Source organism: Serratia sp. SM04 (assembly GCF_040280225.1).
Lineage (GTDB): Bacteria > Pseudomonadota > Gammaproteobacteria > Enterobacterales > Enterobacteriaceae > Serratia > Serratia sarumanii.
The window spans coordinates 823,546-844,337 of sequence record NZ_JBEOQT010000021.1 but is presented as its reverse complement, the minus strand read 5'-3'; the positions used below and the strand labels follow the sequence as shown (position 1 = coordinate 844,337).

At 60.0% G+C, this 20,792-nt stretch carries 25 protein-coding genes and 1 pseudogene; 10 read left to right on the top strand and 16 right to left on the bottom strand.

The window, feature by feature from the left end; genetic code table 11:
- The first annotated feature begins 120 nt into the window (after window positions 1-120).
- Both ABTW55_RS18480 and ABTW55_RS18475 read left to right on the top strand, forming a co-directional pair.
- Window positions 121-306, top strand: a complete 186-nt coding sequence (locus ABTW55_RS18480; RefSeq protein WP_033648139.1) for a hypothetical protein — start codon at window positions 121-123, stop codon at window positions 304-306.
- Window positions 303-482 (top strand): hypothetical protein, encoded by a 180-nt coding sequence (locus tag ABTW55_RS18475; RefSeq protein WP_033635123.1) that lies wholly within the window; start codon window positions 303-305, stop codon window positions 480-482. Before ABTW55_RS18480 ends, ABTW55_RS18475 begins: the two co-directional genes overlap by 4 nt.
- On the opposite strand, the gene ABTW55_RS18470 is transcribed toward ABTW55_RS18475, so the two are convergent.
- The 10 genes from ABTW55_RS18470 to ABTW55_RS18425 all read right to left on the bottom strand — a co-directional run bounded on the left by ABTW55_RS18470 (window position 447) and on the right by ABTW55_RS18425 (window position 8,939).
- Window positions 447-1,148 (bottom strand): LuxR C-terminal-related transcriptional regulator, encoded by a 702-nt coding sequence (locus ABTW55_RS18470; protein WP_079656596.1) that lies wholly within the window; start codon window positions 1,146-1,148, stop codon window positions 447-449. The genes ABTW55_RS18475 and ABTW55_RS18470 overlap by 36 nt on opposite strands.
- 109 nt (window positions 1,149-1,257) lie before the next feature.
- On the bottom strand, window positions 1,258-2,079 hold the full coding sequence (locus ABTW55_RS18465; RefSeq protein ID WP_223181969.1) for an adhesin: 822 nt from the start codon (window positions 2,077-2,079) through the stop codon (window positions 1,258-1,260).
- Between the two features lie 73 nt (window positions 2,080-2,152).
- Window positions 2,153-2,695: a fimbrial protein gene (locus tag ABTW55_RS18460; RefSeq protein WP_369783166.1), complete on the bottom strand. Its 543-nt coding sequence runs from the start codon at window positions 2,693-2,695 to the stop codon at window positions 2,153-2,155.
- Window positions 2,696-2,709: 14 nt separating this feature from the next.
- The gene (locus ABTW55_RS18455; RefSeq protein WP_050438937.1) at window positions 2,710-3,201 is read right to left on the bottom strand and encodes a fimbrial protein; all 492 of its coding nucleotides are present in this window, start codon (window positions 3,199-3,201) and stop codon (window positions 2,710-2,712) included.
- 15 nt (window positions 3,202-3,216) lie between these two features.
- Window positions 3,217-3,699, bottom strand: coding sequence for a fimbrial protein (locus ABTW55_RS18450; protein ID WP_033638535.1), 483 nt, complete (start codon window positions 3,697-3,699; stop codon window positions 3,217-3,219).
- A 21-nt stretch (window positions 3,700-3,720) separates the two neighbouring features.
- Complete coding sequence (locus ABTW55_RS18445) at window positions 3,721-4,350, bottom strand: fimbrial protein (protein ID WP_194243208.1); 630 nt, start codon at window positions 4,348-4,350, stop codon at window positions 3,721-3,723.
- Between the two features lie 48 nt (window positions 4,351-4,398).
- On the bottom strand, window positions 4,399-5,157 hold the full coding sequence (locus tag ABTW55_RS18440; protein ID WP_060421670.1) for a fimbria/pilus periplasmic chaperone: 759 nt from the start codon (window positions 5,155-5,157) through the stop codon (window positions 4,399-4,401).
- A gap of 33 nt (window positions 5,158-5,190) precedes the next feature.
- On the bottom strand, window positions 5,191-7,716 hold the full coding sequence (locus ABTW55_RS18435) for an outer membrane usher protein (RefSeq protein ID WP_049197304.1): 2,526 nt from the start codon (window positions 7,714-7,716) through the stop codon (window positions 5,191-5,193).
- A 61-nt stretch (window positions 7,717-7,777) separates the two neighbouring features.
- On the bottom strand, window positions 7,778-8,323 hold the full coding sequence (locus ABTW55_RS18430) for a fimbrial protein (RefSeq protein ID WP_033647884.1): 546 nt from the start codon (window positions 8,321-8,323) through the stop codon (window positions 7,778-7,780).
- A gap of 91 nt (window positions 8,324-8,414) precedes the next feature.
- Window positions 8,415-8,939 (bottom strand): fimbrial protein, encoded by a 525-nt coding sequence (locus ABTW55_RS18425; protein WP_033653555.1) that lies wholly within the window; start codon window positions 8,937-8,939, stop codon window positions 8,415-8,417.
- A gap of 775 nt (window positions 8,940-9,714) precedes the next feature.
- Here ABTW55_RS18425 and ABTW55_RS18420 point away from each other — a divergent pair.
- Complete coding sequence (locus tag ABTW55_RS18420; RefSeq protein WP_039565339.1) at window positions 9,715-9,987, top strand: hypothetical protein; 273 nt, start codon at window positions 9,715-9,717, stop codon at window positions 9,985-9,987.
- 62 nt (window positions 9,988-10,049) lie between these two features.
- Here ABTW55_RS18420 and ABTW55_RS18415 read toward each other — a convergent pair whose 3' ends face one another.
- The 3 genes from ABTW55_RS18415 to ABTW55_RS18405 all read right to left on the bottom strand — a co-directional run bounded on the left by ABTW55_RS18415 (window position 10,050) and on the right by ABTW55_RS18405 (window position 12,273).
- Window positions 10,050-11,483, bottom strand: a complete 1,434-nt coding sequence (locus tag ABTW55_RS18415) for an EmmdR/YeeO family multidrug/toxin efflux MATE transporter (RefSeq protein WP_033653553.1) — start codon at window positions 11,481-11,483, stop codon at window positions 10,050-10,052.
- A 114-nt stretch (window positions 11,484-11,597) separates the two neighbouring features.
- On the bottom strand, window positions 11,598-11,996 hold the full coding sequence (gspS, locus tag ABTW55_RS18410) for a type II secretion system pilot lipoprotein GspS (RefSeq protein ID WP_033635132.1): 399 nt from the start codon (window positions 11,994-11,996) through the stop codon (window positions 11,598-11,600).
- 76 nt (window positions 11,997-12,072) lie between these two features.
- Window positions 12,073-12,273 (bottom strand): hypothetical protein, encoded by a 201-nt coding sequence (locus tag ABTW55_RS18405; RefSeq protein ID WP_015378375.1) that lies wholly within the window; start codon window positions 12,271-12,273, stop codon window positions 12,073-12,075.
- 217 nt (window positions 12,274-12,490) lie between these two features.
- Between ABTW55_RS18405 and ABTW55_RS18400 the strand changes: the two genes are divergently transcribed.
- Window positions 12,491-12,925 (top strand): DoxX family protein, encoded by a 435-nt coding sequence (locus ABTW55_RS18400; protein ID WP_060421674.1) that lies wholly within the window; start codon window positions 12,491-12,493, stop codon window positions 12,923-12,925.
- Window positions 12,926-12,981: 56 nt separating this feature from the next.
- On the opposite strand, the gene ABTW55_RS18395 is transcribed toward ABTW55_RS18400, so the two are convergent.
- A complete protein-coding gene (locus ABTW55_RS18395) occupies window positions 12,982-13,614 on the bottom strand; it encodes a helix-turn-helix domain-containing protein (protein WP_033647887.1) in 633 nt (210 codons plus the stop codon).
- A gap of 135 nt (window positions 13,615-13,749) precedes the next feature.
- Complete coding sequence (locus tag ABTW55_RS18390; protein WP_033635136.1) at window positions 13,750-14,556, bottom strand: IclR family transcriptional regulator C-terminal domain-containing protein; 807 nt, start codon at window positions 14,554-14,556, stop codon at window positions 13,750-13,752.
- Between the two features lie 190 nt (window positions 14,557-14,746).
- Between ABTW55_RS18390 and ABTW55_RS18385 the strand changes: the two genes are divergently transcribed.
- The 6 genes and pseudogenes from ABTW55_RS18385 (at window position 14,747) to pcaC (ending at window position 19,811) form a co-directional block, all read left to right on the top strand.
- The gene (locus ABTW55_RS18385; protein ID WP_033647888.1) at window positions 14,747-15,436 is read left to right on the top strand and encodes a 3-oxoacid CoA-transferase subunit A; all 690 of its coding nucleotides are present in this window, start codon (window positions 14,747-14,749) and stop codon (window positions 15,434-15,436) included.
- Between the two features lie 10 nt (window positions 15,437-15,446).
- Window positions 15,447-16,100 carry a 3-oxoacid CoA-transferase subunit B gene (locus ABTW55_RS18380; protein WP_033647889.1) on the top strand — a complete coding sequence of 218 codons (654 nt, stop codon included), beginning with the start codon at window positions 15,447-15,449 and terminating at the stop codon, window positions 16,098-16,100.
- A 10-nt stretch (window positions 16,101-16,110) separates the two neighbouring features.
- Entirely contained in the window at window positions 16,111-17,313 is a 1,203-nt protein-coding gene (pcaF, locus tag ABTW55_RS18375) for a 3-oxoadipyl-CoA thiolase (RefSeq protein WP_033647890.1), read from the top strand.
- A 3-nt stretch (window positions 17,314-17,316) separates the two neighbouring features.
- Window positions 17,317-18,660, top strand: coding sequence for a 3-carboxy-cis,cis-muconate cycloisomerase (locus tag ABTW55_RS18370; protein WP_041035779.1), 1,344 nt, complete (start codon window positions 17,317-17,319; stop codon window positions 18,658-18,660).
- Window positions 18,657-19,400: pseudogene (gene pcaD, locus ABTW55_RS18365) on the top strand (3-oxoadipate enol-lactonase); the annotation flags it as partial. The gene ABTW55_RS18370 and the pseudogene pcaD, both read left to right, overlap by 4 nt.
- Entirely contained in the window at window positions 19,401-19,811 is a 411-nt protein-coding gene (pcaC, locus tag ABTW55_RS18360) for a 4-carboxymuconolactone decarboxylase (RefSeq protein ID WP_223182120.1), read from the top strand.
- Between the two features lie 9 nt (window positions 19,812-19,820).
- On the opposite strand, the gene ABTW55_RS18355 is transcribed toward pcaC, so the two are convergent.
- Window positions 19,821-20,753, bottom strand: a complete 933-nt coding sequence (locus tag ABTW55_RS18355) for a LysR substrate-binding domain-containing protein (protein ID WP_060421677.1) — start codon at window positions 20,751-20,753, stop codon at window positions 19,821-19,823.
- Between the last annotated feature and the right edge of the window lie 39 nt (window positions 20,754-20,792).

The window sequence follows — 20,792 nt, the reverse complement described above, 5'->3', positions numbered from 1 at the left end:
ATAATGGTTATCATTCGCAATATTATGAGTGCGTGGCCCCGGCAGCGGCCCAAAATCCTTATCCAGCTTAATGGGCAATACAACGATCGGCCGCCTGCGGGCGGCTTTATTCGGAGGCGCATGGTCGACCATACTCGGAAGCATCGGAAGAAAATTCTGCAAGCGGCGGTGAAGACGCGGCGCGCCGCTCTGCCGCTCGCGGCGAACTCCCCCGCCACTGCGCATTTTATTGGTTTGCCCCATCAGACGGAGGCCGTGCTGGTGCACCTGGTCGGCGATGATGACGCACAAGAGGAGCATGAATGAACCTGCAGCCCTTTACCGCCATGCTGATGTTCGCCTACGTGCTGTTGATGGTGCCGCTGCTCTACATCATCGACAGCCGGCTGAGCGCCAGCAAACTGGTGCGCAAAGCCACACAAAACGTCATCATCATCGTGTTGACGCTACTGTTCTTCAGCGCGATGACGCTGCTGTATTGACGCCGCAGCGGTTCCGGCGCCAAGCCGCGCACCTGAACCGCACCCCTCTCCTCGCGACCGCTCTACGGTTTTCAGGCCCCCTTGCCGCAGCCAGTGGTATAAATCGACGTTGCGTTTAAACCCCAACTTTCTCATCGCTGCCTGCTTGTGGTTACTGACGGTCTTCACGCTCAACGCCAAATAACGCGCTATCGCCGTCGGCGGCATTTCCCAGGCCAGATAGCGCATCACATCCTGTTCGCGGCGGGTAATGCGCTGCCGCTCGCACCAATAACAGCGGCGCGCTTCGCTATCAGACGTCTGCAACGCCAGCGCCTGTTCCACCCGGCTCAGCACGAGGCCGATCGTATCGTTGCGAAAGATCACACCCGATTCGCTGATGCAGCGCGGCTTGTCGCGCCAACGGGTGTCATCCGGCGCACGCAGAGAAAAATTAATCTGTTTACCGCCCTCCGCGGCACGCAGGCAGAATCGCGCCTGCCAATCCCTTTCCACGGACTGGAACACCATATCCGCCTGCGCCGCCGCGGCGGGATCCAGCAATCGAACCGGAATCGCCCTGCGGGCAAAATAAGACAGCAGCACCCGCTGCAGCCCTTCAATAAAAAAGCGGTCGTTATCGATGAACGCCAGGGACAGACTATTTCCCATCGGTACCTTCTCCATGAAATCTCCCTTTTCGCACCCAGATGCACGTCATCCTTTCCGCTTATCAGCGCTAAAAAGACCGATGACGGCCTTGCGGTGATACGCGGCCTTAAGCGCGACCAAGCGGCTACGGCAGCGCCAGAATGGCGACCGACTGTCCAGAGTAATCACCGGCTTTGACCGTTCCGGTCACGCCGAGCGTTGAAGTGACCGGCAACGTGATGCCGCTCGTGTCGGCAGTGAACGGATAGCCCTGATTGCCCAACACGCCATTGATGCGCAGCGTGCTGTAGACGCCCGAGTTGTTGCCCAGATCCAAACGGCCGCTGCTGCCGGTGCGGATATACATGACGATATTCATCTTCTGCGAACACACCACCCGCAGACTGCCGCGCGCGGTATTACCCGCCAGTTCAGTGTCCTGCAGCACGCCATGGTTCAAATCGAGCTGCTGCTCATCAATGCCGCACACCCCGACCGGCGGCGGCGCGATGCCGCAGACGCTGCTGGGCATCAGGCGCGCATTGCTCCCCGTTACCGCGGAACCGGAGCGCGTGTTGTAAAACAACCCGACGCACTCCTGAGTGATCGACTCCCCCACGTGCGAAGTGCTCCCCTGTATCGGCAACGGATAGATGCTTTGATAAAAACGGCTGAGCTCGCCCATCGTCGCCAATTGAGTAATTTGCGGATAACGCGTCGAGCCGACAACGTAGGCAGACGGTGACACCGAAGATGTGCCCCCGGTGTTGGTGCTGGTATGCCGGTGGTTAATGCCGATAGCGCAATTTGCCTGCTGATAGCAGGGATTGGGCGACAGGTCGTCCATATCCCAGCTTTCAAGCACGAACTTATAGCTAGCGTTGGAGGGAGAGCCGGTGCTTTGGGTGACGTACGAATAGATTTGTGCCGAGCACAGCCCCGGCGCCAGGCCAAGCAGTAGAGACATCCATCTGAAGTGAGCACGCTGCATCGCGTCAGGTCCTTATTCTGTTTTGCCGAATGCCGGGCCGGCCCGGCGTTTATTGATAGTCCAGGTTGAAAGTCGCAATGGCGTTGAACGCGCCGCGACCGATGGTCTTCTTCGCCAGCGCCTCCGGTTCGCCCCGCACATAAGCCTGCACGGCGATCACCGTACTGCCGTTCTGCAACGGGTATTTGCCGCCGGCGCTGTTGAGCGGCAATGGCCGCCCTTGCGCGGTTTCCATGCCGATGGCGATCCCGCTGGCCTCGCTGCTCGCCGCCAGCGCCAACAACCCCGGCAACTGCGGGTTTTCCTCGCCCTTGAAGGTGATCGACACCGTTTTTCCCAGGCTCAGATCGCATTCGGACAGCCGCAGCTCGAACGGTTGGCTCAACGTGCGCTGATTCAGGTACAGGTATTTGTCGACCACGGTGCCGAAATCCAGTTGGATATCTTCGTCGCCCGGCTGAATGACACAGGGCTCCGCCACCAGCGCGCCGTGCATATAGAGATTGTCCGCCGCTCGCGCCATGCCGCTCGTGCCCAGTGAAAACAGCAACAGCCCCGCCGTCGCCCAGCGGCGTCTTGGCGTCATTTTCATACGTGTTCCCTCCTTCACTGGTAGTCAGCCTGCAGGGTCGCCGTGGCGTCGAACGCCCCTTCCGTCAAGGTTTCCCCCGCCTTGCCGACCGGCACCGCTTCCAGCACCGGTGGCTTGAGCGGATCGATGGGCAGCGAACTGCCCACTTTGAATGGCGCGGCATTTTGGTAAATGCGAATGCCCAGATAACGGTGGTTGGTTTGCACCGCCGCCTCATCGAAAGAGGTCGCCGTGCCGTTCAGGCGCAACATCATGTCCCACTTGCCGATCCCCGGCTCGCAGGTAATGCGATAGCCGATGGTTTGCCGGTAATTCACGCCGTCGACCTTATTGATACCGACGCGATCGCCGAAATCCACATCGATCACGCCATCATCGTTGATGGTGCAGGGCGGCGGCTCGATCAGCGTGCCGCGGAACTGCATATCGACCGTTTTTTCCGCCCAGGCGAAGTGGCACACCACGCCGGCGCACAGCAGCACGCTCGCCGTTAAACGCTGTTTCATGCTCTAGCTCCTGCGTTACTGATAGTCCACTTTCATCGTCGCGCCGGCGGTGAATTCGCCCGCTGTCAGTTTGGCAGTGGCCGATTTCACCGGCACCGCCTCAAGCGTCGGCGTGACGGGATAGGTAAAACTCAACCACTGATTGATCGGCCAGCGGCCGCCCCCGTGAAGCAGCGCGATGCCCAGTCCGTCCTGGCTGGTGCGCAACAATTGACCGTCGAAACCGGCCGCCGCCCCCTGAACCTGCAGTTTGAGAGCGTTGCTGCTCTGCCCGTTGCACGTCAGCGTATAGTTCACCGGCCGCCGATAGTTGCTGCCGTCGATCCGGGTGGTCATCACTTCATCGCCGAAATTCACCTCGATAGGCTGCCCACCGTTGATAACGCAGGGAGGGGAAAGCACGGTGACCCGCACGTTCACCAGGGTGTTCGCCTCAGCCGACAGTTGAACCAGCGCCAACAGCCCCGCCAGCCAGAGCGCCGTTCGGCTTCGTTTCATCATCTGCGCCATCTCGCCGCCTCAGTCATAACTCAGCCTAAAATCCACCGCCGCCCGATAAGCGCCGGCCATCAACGGCGCCGCGGTTCGCTCCGGCGCGACGGTGTAGCTCAAGGTATTCTGCCCCGGCGTCAGCATCAGCGGCTCACCGCGGCTGCCCAGGCGAACGTCGCGGCCGCGGCCGTCCAGCAGGCGCAGCCCCAGACCAGACACGCCCTGCGCTTTCACCAACTGTGGGTTGTCCATATCCGCCGGCGCGCCGAAGCTGACCGTCACCGCCGGTTGGTTCGGCGCCCAGGTCAGCGCGCCGGTGCGCGCATCGCGCTGGCTGGTCGAGGCGCGCAGACAATCTTGCAGACGCAGCTCGAACGCCACCGGCAGCCCGCGATCGCCGGCCTGCCGCAAGCGTGCGGTGCCGGTTTCCCCCAGCCAAATATCCTGCCGCGCGCTGGTCATCTCCAACCGACAGGCACTCTCCGTCAGCGCGCCGCGTACCTGCAACACGCCGTTGGCGCCTTCCACCTGCCAGTTGTCGGCCGCGACGGCTTTCGGCAATAGCAGCGGCAACATCAGCGCCAGGCCGCCCATCGCGGCGTAATAGCGCCATTCGCAGCGCTGCGGCAGGCTGTCCTTTTTCAGTTTTCGTTTCATCCTTTGCACCTGAGTCACTCTCCCGTCGATAACGGCCTGAACAGAGGGTTATGAAGCCGGTTTCTTTTCCGGCACCACTTTGCAACTGCCGCCGCTGCAGCTGAAACTGAGCTGCGGCCGGCCGCCGTAGTCGTTGATATAGGTCAGCACCGGGCTGCCGCCCAGGGCCGCCGCGCTCACGGTCAACCGCGCATTGCTCTTGGGCGCGATCATGAAGGGCTCGAAACCCTGCGCGCCTTCGCCGTGCTTTTTGCTCCCGGCATCGACAATGGTGATGTAATAAGGGGTCGGGTTATTGACCTTATAGCCGTCTCCCTGCCGCGTCAGTGTCAGTTGCTCTTGCCACGGCGTCGCCATGTCGGCGCGGCTCGGCACGATCGCCGTCGGCCGGTAAAACAGCTTGATGCGCGTTTGCAGCGCGATCTGCAGCGTGTTCGGTTTGTCGCTCTTCGGCGGGATCTCGCGCAAATTGAAGTAGTACAGGCTCTCGCGATCCTGCGGCAGCTGTTTGGCCGCCGGCAGCGCCTGAATCTTTATCTGGCTCGGTTTGCCCGGCTCGATGCGCTGCACCGGCGGCAGCACCACCAGCGGGCTCTGAATCTTGTTGCCCTGCTCGTCCTCCAGCCAACCCTGCGCCAGATACGGCAGCTGTTTGTTCTGGTTGCTGAGGTTCAGGCTGACCGAGCTCTGGCCGCCGTCAAAGATCACCCGGGTACGATCGAGCGCGATCGCCGCCGATGCCTGCTGCGACATCGCTGTGCTCAACAGGGCGATCGCCGCCGCGGTCTTCAGGGAAATGTTCTGCATGTTGTCGATTACTCCAGATTCAGAATGATGAATTTATTCAGCCGGGGCGAGCGGCCGGCAAGGCAGCAACAATGTGCGCATCAGCATGTCGGCCGGCAGCGAAGACGGCAGCTGTATTTGGCACTGTGCGGCGCCATTCCAGTGGACCGTCATGGTTTCACCGGCGTTGATGCCGCTCAGGTAGACGCTGCCGCCGTCGTTGACGATGCCGGTTTCCTGTTTGCGGGCGTTCAACACCGTAGCGCCGAACGGCGGCGTACTGCCGTCCGCCAGTTTGACGATCGCCATTGCCTTCTCACCGGCGATCACATCGAACTTGCGGTAGCCAATCGCCCCTTCCGTCAGGGTGGCCTGCACCACCGATCGGGTGGCCTCGGCGTTGTCTCCCAGCTTGTTCAGATCGATGCTGGCCTTGTTGCGGTAATAGCTGTTGACGTCCGCCACCACAGCCTTGCCGAAGCGGTTGGTGCTCACGGTGCTGCCGTAGCCGCGCACCGGTACCCCGGCTACGCCGTTGGTGTCCAGCAACAGGCGCGTACCGCCCATAACGGTAGAGCGATGCAGCGCGCCGCCTTCCTGCGTGACGGTCATCCCTCCCTGCGCGGACAGGCCAACGGCGCTGTAGCGCCCGGCCTGATAGCTGGCGTTGGCGCTCAGACGCGCCACGTCGCCCTCGTGGTTGTAGTAGCCGTTCAAATTGGCGCCGCTACGCGCGCTGCCGGCACTCACCTGATAGTTGTTGTGTTCGTCGACGCGGTTGTAGTACCCCACGCGATGAGTGTTGTCGTTGCGATTCACCGTGGTGTTGTAGCTGAGAGTGGCACCATTGCCCCACGGCATTGACAGCGACAGATACATGCCGTCGTCGTTGGTCTCGTTGTAACGGTTGCGATAAGCCGACAACGACAGGCTCAGGTTTTTGAAGTCGCCGATGTCGAAATAGCGCGACGCCGTCAGGCTGTAACGGTCATTGGCCGGACGATCCCAATAAGTCTGATGGTTGTAGTTGAGGTAGGTGCTCAACCCCCAGTCGCGGAACTGCTTGTTAAAGGTGATGGTGTACATCTCCTTGTTGTTGCCGACCCGATTACCGTAATAACGCGCGTCGAGGTATTCGCTCATGCTCATGTAGTCTTCTTCCGAGAAACGGTAGCCGGCGAAGGTGACCTGGCTGTCCAGCTCATCGAAGGTTTTCGAATAGCTCACCCGGTAAGAACCGCCGCTCAGCGTTTTTTCCTGCTGCGGCAGGCGCGCCCGCGATTGGGTGGCGTCGAACGACAGCGCGCCGAACATCATCAGATCGCGCCCCACGCCCAGCGAAAGGGCGTTATAATCGCCGCCCGCCAACGCGCCGCCATACAACGACCAGCCGTTGCTGATGCCCCATGAGAATTCGCCGGTGCCAAACAGCGGCCCGCGAGCGTGGTGTTGCCAGTCGGACGGCTTGCCCGCCGCCAGTTTGAAACGCCACGAGCCCGGGCGGGTCAGATACGGAATGCTGGCGGTGTTCATCTTGAACGCCTGTACGCTGCCGTCCTGTTCTTCCACCCGCACATCCAACTCGCCGGAGATGGCGTCATTGATGTCCTGAATACGGAACGGCCCCGCCGCCACCTGGGTTTCATAAATGACCCGCCCCTGCTGACTGATGGTCACCTTGGCGTTGGTTTTGGCCACGCCGACCACCTCTGGCGCATAGCCGCGCAGGTTGGGCGGCAGCATATTGTCGTCGGAGACCAGACTCGCGCCTGAAAAACGGAAGCTCTCGAAAATGCCCGAATCCAAATAGTCTTCACCCAGCGTCAGGCGCGAACGCAGCGCGGGGATGGCGCGGTAGGCGTAATAGCGGCTCCACTCCAACTTCTTATCGGTAGGCTGCCCGACACCGGTTTGATGGTTAAGCTGCCCCTGCCAGTCGGCGCGCAGACGCCAGGCGCCGAGGTTGGCGCCGGCGGTACCGTTGCCGCTGACGCTATACTCGCGAGTGCCCTCCTTTTGCTGATGCCGGCTTTGAGCATTGAGGTTATAGTCGAACAACAACCCCGGAATGCCCTCATCCCAGCGCGACGGCGGATCCCAGTCTTCCGAGCTGTACTCCATATAAGCCTGCGGCACGCTCAGATAGAGCGCAGCCGTCGCAAGATCGCCGCGCGACGCCATGCCTTTCAGGCTGGATTCGTCCAGACACTCACCCTGATGCCACCAGCTGAGCGATCGCATCATCTCTTGCTTCAGCCCCAATTGTTCGACCAACGCTTTGGTGATGCAGGCCCGGCTGCCGTCCGGATCGCTGTCCGGCGGATAAAACGATATTTTTTGCTCCGGCAGTTCGTTTTTATTGATATGAACCACCATGCTGTAACTCCCCGGCATAATGTAGCCGCTGCGGGAAAATTGGCTTAGGTCGATATTTTTCCGATCGTTAACATCCAGAATGTCGGTATTAAATTGAATACCGTCTTCAGCGTAAACACGCGTTGATGAACTTCCCAGTGCCAGCGTGATACATAACCCCAAAACCTGAAATCGAAATAGCTTCCCAGCAGGTGATAACATCATATCCCTAACCTTTATCGTATATTTCCGTCGTTGCGGCCCACCGTAAGCCGTAATAAAAACTTCAGTAATAATCCAGCTTGAAGCGCACCGCAGAAAAATAGCTTCCGGCATGCAGCGGTTGCTTATTGGCAACCAGCTTGATGGAATAGTTGAGCGACATGCTTCCTGGTGAAATATCGCCACGCGGCAAAGGCACGCCGGGCGCCGCGATATTCCCTTGGCCATCGGATATTTGCAGCGCCACACCCTTCGCGTCTCCGCGCACGCCGAATAACTCGCCATCGGCATCGCCGTCAAAAACAACCTGGAATTGCTTCCAGTTCGGCAAATTGGGCTTTGGCCGTTCAAACGTGCAGTTGATTAATTCGATGGTGAATGGGCGCGTATTGCCCTGTCCATCGCGCGCAATATTTCCCAGCGGCAACACATCCATATCGATAGTCTGATCGCGACTGCCGGCGGCAATGGCGCAAGCGGTATCGATAATGGCTCCTTGCATATTCACTCGCCCCCATCCCTGAACCTTGGGAGCAGCCTGAGTGGCCGGAATAACTAGCATGGTCATCAATATGCAAGGAGACACTAAATGGTAAATAAACCGGTTCATTGAATACCCCTGACAAATACCCTTCATCCTGGGAAAATGCATGCGGGATATCCCGCATGCATAAAAGACGTCACGCCAATGGCGATGAGACTTATTGGTAAGCCAGTTTGAAATCGGCTACGGCGGTGAAATCACCTGGAACCACGGTGGCGGAAGCGCCGTCACCCTGCAGGTAAGCCGCGAAGCGCAGCGTGTTGTTGCCGTCGTTCAACGTCTGAGGAGCCGTTGCGGTGCCCAGTTTGATCGGATTGCTCGCCATGTCGGTAATGGCGATGCTGGCGCCGCTGGCGGTACCGATGATGCCCAGCAGATCAGGGTTCGCGGCGGAAGCCTTGCCGTCAAAAGTGGTGGTGACGGTTTTCAGCGTGGAGGTGTCGCACTGTTCCAGTTTAATATCGAACTGACGCGGCGCTGATTTGCCGCCATTTTTCAGCGCGACATTGGAAATCTGCCCCATTTCCACAGTTTGATCGGCCGATTCAGGCGCAATGGAGCAAGGAGCATCAATAATAGAACCGGTAAAAGTCACTTTGCCATGACCCTGATCGGCGGCATTCGCCAGAGAAGACACGCCAAACGCCAGAACAGTTGCCAGCATGATTTTGTTCAGTTTCATAATTCACTTATTCCTTTAATATTGTGTAAAAAGCGCAGGATTGCTCCCGTTCCTTTAACAGCCATTTATACATTCCAGAATGAATAACGGTATTACTCTTCGCCAAAAAGAAAGACGTCGCAATTGTGAAATCGCGACTGTCAATTCATTACCACCCAATTAGGGTTATAAACGAATAGCTAAACAGGCAAAAGAAAAACACGCTTAAATAAAGATCGTCTAAAGACTTACCCTTCAGAGATATTTAAAATAAGCTTCGTCTTACCCGCTCATTTTGGCCTGGTTATTCTTACAAAAACACTCACACCTTGGAAAGCCATTTTAATCAAAACCAATAAATACAAAATATAAGCCCAAAAACCACGAGACGAATATATTTTTGCGAGACAACAGATCGTAAAAGCAATAACACCAGTCAATTGTATCGAAAAACATATTTTCCACGACATTAACGATCGCCATTTTGCTATTTGCGTTATAATGCGCCGAGAAAGAGAAGGAAGACTTAACGATCCGAACAGGTGAAAACCAGGCTCGGAAGTACACCATGGAGCAAAACAATGAAATACAGCCAATACACACAGCCGGCCGGGCCCCCGGCAACGGCATTCTCCATCCTGCCCCTTGCGCGCCGCCGGGTTATAGCGGCGAAAATATCAGGTTCAGACGGCCGTCCGGGAATAGCTCAGGAGCGTCTTGTCGGCAACCGGCACTATTCTCTGACCCATCTTTTACCGCTATATCAAAACTCACCTGAAGTTTAAGGGAGGCTTACATGGCAAAACGCATCTCAAAACAACAAGAATTGCAGAACCTGCAGCAACATTTACTCACGACGCTACACAACCTGTGCCCTTCAGCCATGGAAACGCCGCCGCCGCCCCCCGGCGAATGGCCCACCACGCGCCAATTGGCCGAGTCCAACGACTTGACGATTTATCAGGCGCGCAATTTGCTGCTGAGCCTGGCGGGCAAGGGAAAAGTGCTGGTCACCCAAGGCCCTGTCAATAACTCACTGCGCTGGTATCCTTCGACTCACCACTCCTGACGACGCCATTTTCTTGTCGGCGGCCGTTCAATCGGCGCCGGCAGTTCCCCGATAATACACGGTTAACCTTTCCTCTCTCGCCTCATCCGCGGATATTTCCACAGCCAGCGCCCGCTGACCATGCGCCAATAGAACAAGGCGCCGCGCACTGCCCAATCGAGGAACATCCCCAACCAGACGCCCACCACGCCCATGCCCAGTTCAATGCCCAGCGCGTAGCCCGCCACCACGCGGCAGCCCCACATGCCCAGCATCGTCACCCACATGGCAAAGCGGGCATCGCGCGCGCCTTTCAGCCCGGCAGGCAACACCCAGGAAGCGGCCCAGATCGGCATAAAGGCGGCGTTGAGCCAAATCAGGGTTTTCACCACCGATTTCACGTCATCCTGCGAGGTATAAAACGCGGCGAATACCCCGGCCAGCGGCGCCGTGCCCCAGGCGATGGCGGTTAGCCCAAGGGTAGACAGCCAGAAAATATGACGCAGCTGCCGCTCCGCCTGGCCGATCTCGCCTTTGCCGAGCCGCCGGCCGACGATGATGGTCGAGGCCGATCCCAACGCGTTGCCCGGCAAGTTGATCAACGAAGCGATGGAGAAGGCGATGAAGTTACCGGCGATCACGTTGGTGCCCATGCCGGCGACGAACATCTGCGTCAACAGCTTGCCGCCGTTGAACAACACCGATTCGACGCTGGCGGGAATGCCGATCCCCAGCACTTCCCACAGGATGCTCATCTTCAGCGGCGTGAAATAGCTTTTCAGCGTGATGTGCAGCGCCGGGTTAAAACCGATCGCCAGCACATAGAGAATGGCGATGGCGCCGATATAGCGGGAAATCGTCAGCCCCAGCCCGGCGCCGACGAAGCCCAGCCCGTGCCAACCCAGCATGCCGTAAATCAGGATGCTGCTGATGATGATATTGAGGATATTCATGCCGCCATTGATCAGCAGCGGGATCTTGGTGTTGCCCGCGCCGCGCAGGGCGCCGCTGCCGATCAGCGCAATCGCCGCCGCCGGGTAGCTCCACACCGTGGTCTGCAGGTAAGAGAGCGCCAGCGCTTTCACTTCCGGCGAGGCCGCGCCGGCGATCACATCGATGATCGGTTCGCCCGCCAGATGAATGCCCGCCGCCAACAGCAGCGCCACGCCGGTCATCAAGACCAACGACTGACGCGCCGCCGCCCGCGCGCGCCTGCGATCCCGCTTGCCGAGGCTGAAGGCCACCACCACGGTGGTGCCGAGATCCACCGCGGCAAAAAAGGCGATGATCACCATGTTGAAGCTGTCCGCCAGCCCCACCCCGGCCATCGCCTCTTTGCCGAGCCAGCTCACCAGAAAGGTGCTCAGCACCCCCATCAGCAGCACGCAGGCGTTCTCCAGGAAGATCGGCACCGCCAGCGGCGTGATCTCGCGCCAGAACAGCACGCGGTAGCTTTTCCGTTTGGCGTACCAGGGCGTATTTTCCACGCGCTGACGCAGGGCGGCATACAGGTTCAAGGTGGGCTCGGTGGATAAAAGTGAAACATCATTTCAAATGATGATCGATAAATCGTTATCCTGCAAAGAATTTTTGGGCGCCCGTGACGAGCACCCGACAGGCTTGCCGCAACGCTACTCCATGTAGTCTTCCTGATCGGCCTGCGCCGCCGCGATAAAGCGCGCGGTGCTGCGGCTGAGCGTGGCGCATTTATCCGTCAGCAGCTGATTATCCTGTTGCAGAGCCAGATAGCGCGCCTGGGTGAGCGCCGGCAGCTGCCGATACCCTGCCGCATGCGTGTCCCAGCCGCGGTGCTGCGCCGTACGCATCGCGGTGCGCTGCAATTTCACATCGTCCGGCACTTCGCTGCGCCCGCACGCCACGCGCAGGAAATGCCCGCCGGCCAGCATCAGAGCGATGTGATCCAACTGCGCCTGCAGCGGCGGCGCCGGTTTATGCGCCGTCTGCTGACAACCCGCAAGCAGCAGCAACGCCACCGCGCCGCAAAGAGAAGTGCGAAACAGAGTAGACATGGGCGCTCCCGGAAACCTGTGGGTGATGCAATGATCTTAGGTGAGCGGATGCCGGGCGGCAAGGCGGGCTACACGCTTAGCGCCGGCCGCTGCTGACCTTGGTGGCGCGGGCGGGGTTGCCGGCGACGAACTCCAGCGTGGGGGAATAGTAAAACGGCAGCCAGGCGTTATAGCCGCTCTCCCACTCCCATTTGACCGGGCAGGGCCACAGCATGTCTTCATGCAGGATGTAATAGATCCACCGCCCGGGCGGACGGCGCGGTTTGCGCGTTTTCATAGCGGGTTCGACGGCCTGATGGAATGCGATAGGGTGAACTGCTGCATTTTACCGCGATTTGGGTCGCAGGGACAGCCTGCGTTGCCGTGCGCAATGCCCGCCGAACCTCGCCCGCTGATTCGGCGTAAAGCCCGCCGTTTTACTGATCCAGAACATCTTTCGCATTCACCTTGCTGATATATTGATTGAAAATCATTCCTATTCAGGAGGAAAGGTCATGGTTAAGTCACTGAATGCGGTATTCACGCGCCTTTTTGATCGCCCGGACGCCGGCAAGTTGGCGCTCAGACTGACCTTCGGCGGGCTGATGCTGTTTCACGGCGTGGCGAAAATTCAGCATGGCGTCGGCTGGATCGCCGATGCGTTACAACAACAGGGGCTGCCTGCCTTCATCGCCTATGGCGTGTATGTTGGGGAGATCCTGGCGCCGATACTGATCGTTTTGGGGCTGTTCACCCGCCCCGCCGCGCTGGTTTACGCCCTCACGCTGGTGGTGGCGTTTCTGATGGTGGGCACCGGCAAGGTGTTTACCGTCACCGACGTCGGCGCCTGGGGCATTGAAAACGAACTGGTGTTCTTTATGGGTGGGGTCGTCATCCTGCTGCTGGGCAGCGGGAAATACGCGATCGCGCGCAATGAAGCCTATCGGTAAGCGGCACTATTAAAAGGAGGTTCCTGATTCGAACCTCCTTTTTGCTGAAACGACAATTAACTCTCGGCCAGGCGGTACACCGGGACCTTGCGCGTCGTGCCGGTCAGGGTGTCGAAGATCTCGGTTTCCGCCGTCACGATCGCCATGCCGGTTTTTCTTAGCCTGCGCACCTCGGCGGCAATGCGCTGAATGCCGAACCAGAACAATCCATCCAGCGCCGTTACCGGCAGCCCCTGCTCCAGCGCCAGCTTGAGCCGCTCACGCGGCGCTTTGAGCGCCTTGGCGATTTCCCGGTAAGGCAGCGCGTCCACGCCCGACGCCGAGGTTCGATGAATACGGGTCGACAGGCTGTACTGAAAGGCCTCCGGCACGCCGCTCAAATCGCTTTTCAGGCTGTAGACACAGCCGAAACGCTTGCCGTTGAACACCACATTTTTTTGACTTATCGACAGCTCATCGCGCAGGCCGGCGATCAGCTGCGGCGCCCGCACCAGCAATAAGCGAAACGGCAATTCGAAACTGGTCACATAGTCCACGTTGAGCAGCGCAATGCGCAGACGCTCTTCCGCCCCGGCCTGCGTCTCGCGGCACTCGTTCAGCACCTCACGCCACTGGTGCGCAAGCCGCGGGGCCTCATCCAGCGGCGCGAAATGGTATTTCTCGATGTGATAGTCGATTTTCTCGTTCATGTCCGTTGGCCCCCGCGTCAGTCATCTTTGCCAACAGCAAATTACCTTACCCGCGGGCAACAGTACAACACCGCATGACTCACCTGGCGCGGTAAAAAACCGGCGTTAACTCCGGCAGGGGCCCAAAGTTCAAGATTAGTCGTGCAACAGCAGCGATATCTCTTCGGCGGCCGAGCGCAATAAAGGCAAGTGGTGCTGATACAAACGCTCTGCGGAAACCTGGCTGGCATGCACACCGACGTTCAACGCCGCGGCGATACGGCCATCCGGCGTGGTGAGCGGCACCGCCAGTGAACGCAGGCCAATCTCCAGTTCCTGATCGTTGATGGCATATCCCTGCTGACGCACGCGCGCCAGCTCTTCCCGCAATGCGCTAACGCTCACCAGGGTATGGCTGGTGTAACGCAGTTGCGTCAGCCGCGCCAAATAGTCATTCAACGGCTCATTGGCAAGCCCGCTCAGCAGAACCCGCCCCATCGACGTCGTGCTGGCAGGTAAGCGACTGCCGACGTGCAAATCGATGGTCATGATCCGCGAAGTCGATGCGCGGGCGATATAAAGAATGTCATCACCGTCCAATATGGCCATGGAACAGGACTCATTGAGCGTCTGGCTGAGTTGCCTCAACACCGGTTGCGCGGCGTTGGCCAACGGCGAAGCCGCCAGCCAGTTATGGCCCAGCGACAAGACGCGCGGGCGCAGCTCATAATTCTTGCCGTCTTCCGCGTACACAAAGCCCAGCTTACTCAGGGTGTAAAGGCAGCGGCGCACCGCCGCGCGCGGAATGCCGGTACGCTGGCTAATCTGCGATACCGACATCAGCCGCCGCTGCGGCGTAAAAGCCTGCAGGACTTCCAATCCTCGCGCCAAAGAGGCCATAAAGTCGGGATCCCCTTTCCAGGGATCGGTGCTGCTGCGCGTAATTTCCTGTCCTTTTTCCATTCTCGTTACCCCGCTGTCTGCCTGAAATTTCGGTGTGCCGACGATCACAGCCTGCGAACCTTTGTTAAACAATAGCCGATAATCGCACACTTTTTCGATAATCGGTATTGTTTGCCTGAAAGGGACGATCTACTTTTCCCATTGACGATAGACACTCCCCCCGGCGGGCATCGAACAAAAGGAACAACAGATGATCGATAAAAGTGTGGCCACCCTGGAAGATGCCGTGTCCATCATTCCGGACGGCGCGAGCATCATGATTGGCGGCTTTGGCCCCGCGGGACAGCCGCTGGAACTGATCGATGCGCTGATTGAACGTGGTGCTCGCGAGCTGACGGTAATCAGCAATAACGCCGGCAACGGCGACAGCGGCCTCGCGGCGCTGCTCAAGACCGGCTGTGTGCGAAAGATGATTTGCTCCTTCCCGCGCCAGGCCGATTCGTGGGTCTTCGACGATCTTTATCGCCGCGGCGCGATCGAACTGGAACTGGTGCCGCAGGGCAACCTGGCGGCCCGCATGCAGGCCGCCGGCAGCGGGTTGGGCGGCATTTTCACCCCAACCGCCTTTGGCACGCCGCTGGCGCAAGGCAAAGAAACGCGTGAAATCGACGGGCGTCATTACGTGTTTGAAACGCCCTTAAAGGCGGATTTCGCCTTGATAAAGGCCCATCGGGGTGACCGCTGGGGCAATCTGGTTTACCGCAAAGCGGCGCGTAATTTTGGCCCGGTGATGGCGATGGCCGCCGCCACGACGATAGCGCAGGTGGCTGAATTGGTGCCGTTGGGCGCACTGGATCCGGAAAACGTGATAACGCCGGGCATTTTCGTCCAGCGCCTGGTGGCGGTGGCGCGCCCCGCGACCTTTTCCCTCTCTGCCTGAGGAGTACAACATGCAAAAATTAACCCGCGACCAATTAGCCCAACGGGTGGCGCGCGATATTCCGGAAGGCGCCTACGTCAACCTCGGAATAGGGCTGCCGACCCGCATCGCTAACTACCTGCCCGCCGACAAAGAAGTGATTCTGCACAGCGAAAACGGCCTGCTCGGCATGGGGCCGTCACCCGCGCCGGGCGAAGAAGATCCGGAACTCATCAACGCCGGCAAAGAGCTGGTGACCTTGCTGCCCGGCGGCAGTTATTTCCATCACGCCGACTCTTTTACCATGATGCGCGGCGGCCATCTCGATATCTGCGTGATGGGGGCGTATCAGGTCTCGGCTGCCGGCGATCTGGCCAACTGGAGCACCGGCGCCGAAGACGCGATCCCGGCAGTGGGCGGCGCCATGGATCTGGCCATCGGCGCGCGCAAAGTCTATGTGATGATGGACTACCTGACCAAGACCGGCGAATGCAAGCTGGTGGAACAGTGCAGCTACCCGTTGACCGGGTTGGCCTGCGTCAGCCGCATCTATTCGGATATGGCAATCATTGATATCACCCCGGACGGCCCGCAGGTGCTGGAGCTGTGTCCGGGACTCACCTTTGACGCGCTGCAAGCGTTAACCCCGATACGTTTACTGCAATCTGACCTGATCCCCGCTTGAGGAAATCGCCATGCAACAGGCTTTAATCTGCGATGCCGTTCGTACGCCCTTTGGCCGTTACGGCGGCGCATTATCCGCGCTGCGCGCCGACGATTTGGCCGCTCTGCCCCTGAAGGCGCTGCTTGCCAGACTGCCGCAGCTGGATCCCCAGGCCATTGATGACGTTATTCTGGGGTGCGCCAACCAGGCCGGTGAAGACAACCGCAACGTGGCGCGAATGGCGCTGCTGCTGGCCGGATTGCCGCACTCCGTGCCGGGCACCACCCTCAATCGCCTGTGCGGTTCGGGATTGGACGCGGTAGGGATGGCGGCGCGCGCCATTAAATGCGGCGAAGCGGAGGTCATCATCGCGGGCGGCGTGGAAAGCATGTCGCGCGCGCCCTTTGTCACCGGCAAAGCGGACAGCGCCTTCAGCCGATCGCTGAAAATGGAAGATACGACGATGGGATGGCGCTTTATCAATCCGCAAATGCGCGCTCAGTTCGGTGTCGAAACCATGCCTGAAACCGCCGAAAATGTGGCTCGCGAATTCGCCGTCAGCCGCGCCGATCAAGACGCCTTTGCATTGCGCAGCCAACAACGCACCGCCCGCGCTCAGGAGCTGGGCCTGTTTGATGAGGAACTGATCGCCGTCAGCATTCCGCAACGCAAAGGCGAACCGCTCAACTTGGTTCGCGACGAACATCCCCGCAGCACCTCTTTGGCCGCGCTGTCCGCACTGAAGGGCGTCGTACACGCCGAGGGGAGCGTCACCGCCGGCAACGCCTCGGGCATCAACGACGGGGCCAGCGCCCTGCTCATTGCCAGCGAACGCGCGGCGGTGCAGTATGGACTCGCCCCGCTGGCGCGGGTGGTCGCCATGTCCGCCTGCGGCGTAGAGCCGCGCATCATGGGTTACGGGCCGGTTCCCGCGGTCCGCAAGGTACTGGCGCAAACCGGTTTGAGCCTGGCGCAAATGGACGTCATCGAGTTGAATGAGGCCTTTGCCGCCCAGGCGCTGGCCGTGACGCGCGCCCTGGGGTTACCGGATGATGCGGAACAGGTCAACCCTAACGGCGGCGCCATCGCGCTGGGCCATCCTCTGGGCGCATCCGGCGGCAGGCTGGCCATGACCGCCGCTTATCAGCTGCGTCGCACCGGCGGGCGCTTTGCCCTGTGCACCATGTGCGTAGGTGTTGGGCAGGGCGTCGCCTTGATTCTGGAACGGATATAACCAATGTCACTCTATAGCGCAATGTTTATGACGTCGCCATTAACGCCCTGCTTCAGCGATACGGCCCTGCTACAGGGCATGCTCGATTTCGAAGCCGGCCTGGCACAAGCCCTGGCATCTGCAGGGATTATCGATGACGAGTCGGCTCAAATCATACGCAGCCACTGCCGGGCGGAAAAACTCGACGCCGCCGCGCTGGCGCAGTCCGCCGGATTGGCGGGCAACTTAGCGATTCCGCTCGTCAAACAGTTGACGGCGCTGGTGGCTCAACGCTCGCCGGACGCGGCGCGCTTCGTTCACTGGGGGGCAACCAGTCAGGATGCGATTGACAGCGGGCTGGTGCTGCAACTGCGCAGCGCGCTCAACCAAACCGACACGCTGCTCAATCATCTGATTGCGGCGCTGACGGCGCAATGTCGGCGCCATAGCGCAACGTTAATGGTCGGCCGCACCTGGCTGCAACACGCGTTACCCACGACGCTGGGGCTGAAGTTGGCCGGCACGCTGGACGCCCTGCTGCGCTTTCGGGTTCGTCTGGCTGAAATGCGGCCACGCGTGCTGGCGCTGCAATTCGGCGGTGCCGCCGGCACGCTCGCCTCATTCGGCGAGCAGGGAGAACGCGTCGAGCAGGCGCTGGCGGAAGCGCTGGCGCTGCCGCGCAGCGCCACGCCGTGGCATACCCAACGCGACCGGTTGCTGGAACTGGCCGGCTGGTATGCCGGACTCACGGGCACGCTCGGCAAGCTGGCGCGTGACATGTCGCTGTTGATGCAAACCGAGGTCGCTGAAATCAGCGAACCTTCGGCCCCCGGTCGCGGCGGCTCCTCCACCATGCCGCATAAGCGCAATCCGGTACTCTGCGCCGCCATCCTCAGCGCGGCTAACCGCTTGCCTGCGCTGATGGCGGGATTGTATGCCGGCCAGGTGCAAGAGCACGAACGCGCGCTGGGAGGCTGGCAGGCCGAGTGGCAAAGCCTGCCGCAGCTCCTGGTGCTGAGCGGAGCGGCAATGGCGCAAAGCCTTGACCTCGTTAACGGCCTGGAGGTGCATGAAGCGGCGATGCGGCGCAATCTGGCGCTGACGCAGGGGCAGATCATGGCTGAATCGGTTTCCCTGGCCTTAGCCCCGCTTCTCGGCCGCCAGCAGGCGCACCAGCATATCGCGCAATGTTGCCGCCAGGCTCAGGCAACGCAGCAATCCCTGTTAACCCTGCTGTGCGCCGATGCGGAAGTCTCTTCCCGACTCAGCCGGGAAGCTCTGGAGACGTTGCTCGATCCGGCCAATGCCACAGGCAGCGCACAGCGTTTCATTCAACAAGTTCTGGCATCGGCCGAAAAGGAGCAATGATGTTGAATTATGTCCTGGAAGGGCCCGAAAACGCCCCGGTCATTCTGTTCAGCAACTCGCTGGGGACGTCATTGGCAATGTGGCAACCGCAGCGCGACGCGCTCATCTCCCACTATCGCATTCTGCGCTACGACGTTGCCGGCCACGGCGCATCGCCGCCCGGTGAACAACCCGGATCGCTGGCGCTGCTGGGCAGACAGGTGCTGTCATTGCTGGACGCTCTGGCGATTGAGCGCGTCCATTTTTGCGGTATCTCCATGGGGGGGTTAACGGGATTATGGCTGGCGCGTTTTCATCCCGAGCGCTTGCTGACGTTGACCATCGCCAATAGCGCAGCAAAAATTGGAACGGCGGCGAATTGGCGACAACGCGCCGCGCAAGTGCGTCAGTCGGGGATGTCCGCCGTCAGCGATGGCGCAGCATCACGCTGGTTCACGCCGGCATTTTGCCAATCCGCCCCCGCCAGGGTGCAAGCATTATTGAATCAGCTGACGGCCTGCGATCCCAACAGCTATGCCGCTTGCTGCGAAGCATTGGCAAACGCCGATTTACGCGCCGAGCTGGAAGGGATCCTCGTGCCGACGCTGATTATCGCCGGACATGACGACGCGGTAACCACCGTCGATGATGCCAAAGCGTTAGTGGCGGGCATTCCCGGCGCTCAATGCGTCATCTTGCCCGCCTCTCACCTTTCCAGCGTCGAGGCCTGGCGGGCATTCAATCGCACTTTCCGGGCCTTTTTGGATGAACAGCTCACGCAGCGGCAACGCTATCAGCAAGGCATGACGGTGCGCAGAGCCGTATTGGGCGATGAACATGTCGATAATACCCTCGCGGCGCTGTCGCCGTTCAACGAGGAATTTCAACATTTCATCACTCGCTACGCCTGGGGGGAAATGTGGACGCGTCCGGGTCTGTCGCGCCATACCCGCAGCCTGATCACCATCGCGATGTTGATCGCCTTGAATCGCGAAGCTGAACTGAAAATGCATATACGAGCCGCCTTCAACAACGGCGTCACGCGCGAAGAGCTCAAAGAAGTCCTGATGCATGCGGCGCTTTACTGCGGCCTGCCCGCCTCGAACGCCGCCTTTCATTTGGCGCAATCCGTCTTTGCCGAACACGATGCCGGGCAGCCACCGGTCGAATAGAACAGCCGTTTATACCGGCACATCCAGTACTCTCTGACGCAGCGCTGCGACCAGGCGCTGCTGCTCAGGGGGCGTGAACGCCTCTTGCCGGGTAATGATGCCCAACGGTTCTGCCATTCCCTGAGTAGGCAACGGCAGCGCACGCAGGTGATTGCCGAACAGATCGTCGCGCACCGCGCCGTAAGGCACCAGCCAAACATAGCCATACTGCAACGTCAGGCAGCGCGCCAGCGTGACCGACAAAGTCTCGACGCAGCCTTCCGGCACGGCCAGCCCGTGGCTGACAATGAGCGCCTCCGCATTCTGGCGCGGTACGGTCCCACGCGGTGAGAGCACCAATGGCCAACTCAGGGCCTCCGCCAGCGTGACATCCGCATGCAGCAGCGGATGATGGGGGGAAACCACCAGCCGCAGCGTTTCATGATACAGCAGCTCGAAATTGAGCCCCTCCATGCGAGAGGGGTCTGACATACGCCCTATCCCTAAGGTTAATTGCCCGGATCTCACCGCCATCATCAGCGCATCGTTGGCCAGCGTCGAAACCTGCACGCGCCAACCTGGCGATTGCTGCTGCAACCCCACCACGACCGGCGCGACCAAACTCACCAGCGTGGTGGGCAGCGCCCCGATATGCAGCGGCGCCGGCAGCGCCTCGCTGTCCGATGCGACCGTACGCCCCAACACATTCAGCGCATCCAAAACGCGCCCCGCATCCTGCAGGAAACGCGCCCCGGCGGCGGTCAGCTCTGCCCCCTGCCGGCTGCGCGAAAACAGGCGCTCGCCGGCCAGGCTTTCCAGTTCATTGAGCGTTTTGGAGAGGGCGGGCTGCGTGATGCCCAATTGCTGTGCGGCGCGCACCAGCGTCCCCTGCTGCGCGGTAGCGACAAAGGCGTGCAGATGACGCAGGCGGATGCGTTGGCTAAAGCGAGAAGTCATGTTCATGATTTATAGTATTAACTTGCCGCCGACGCGGCAAGCTCA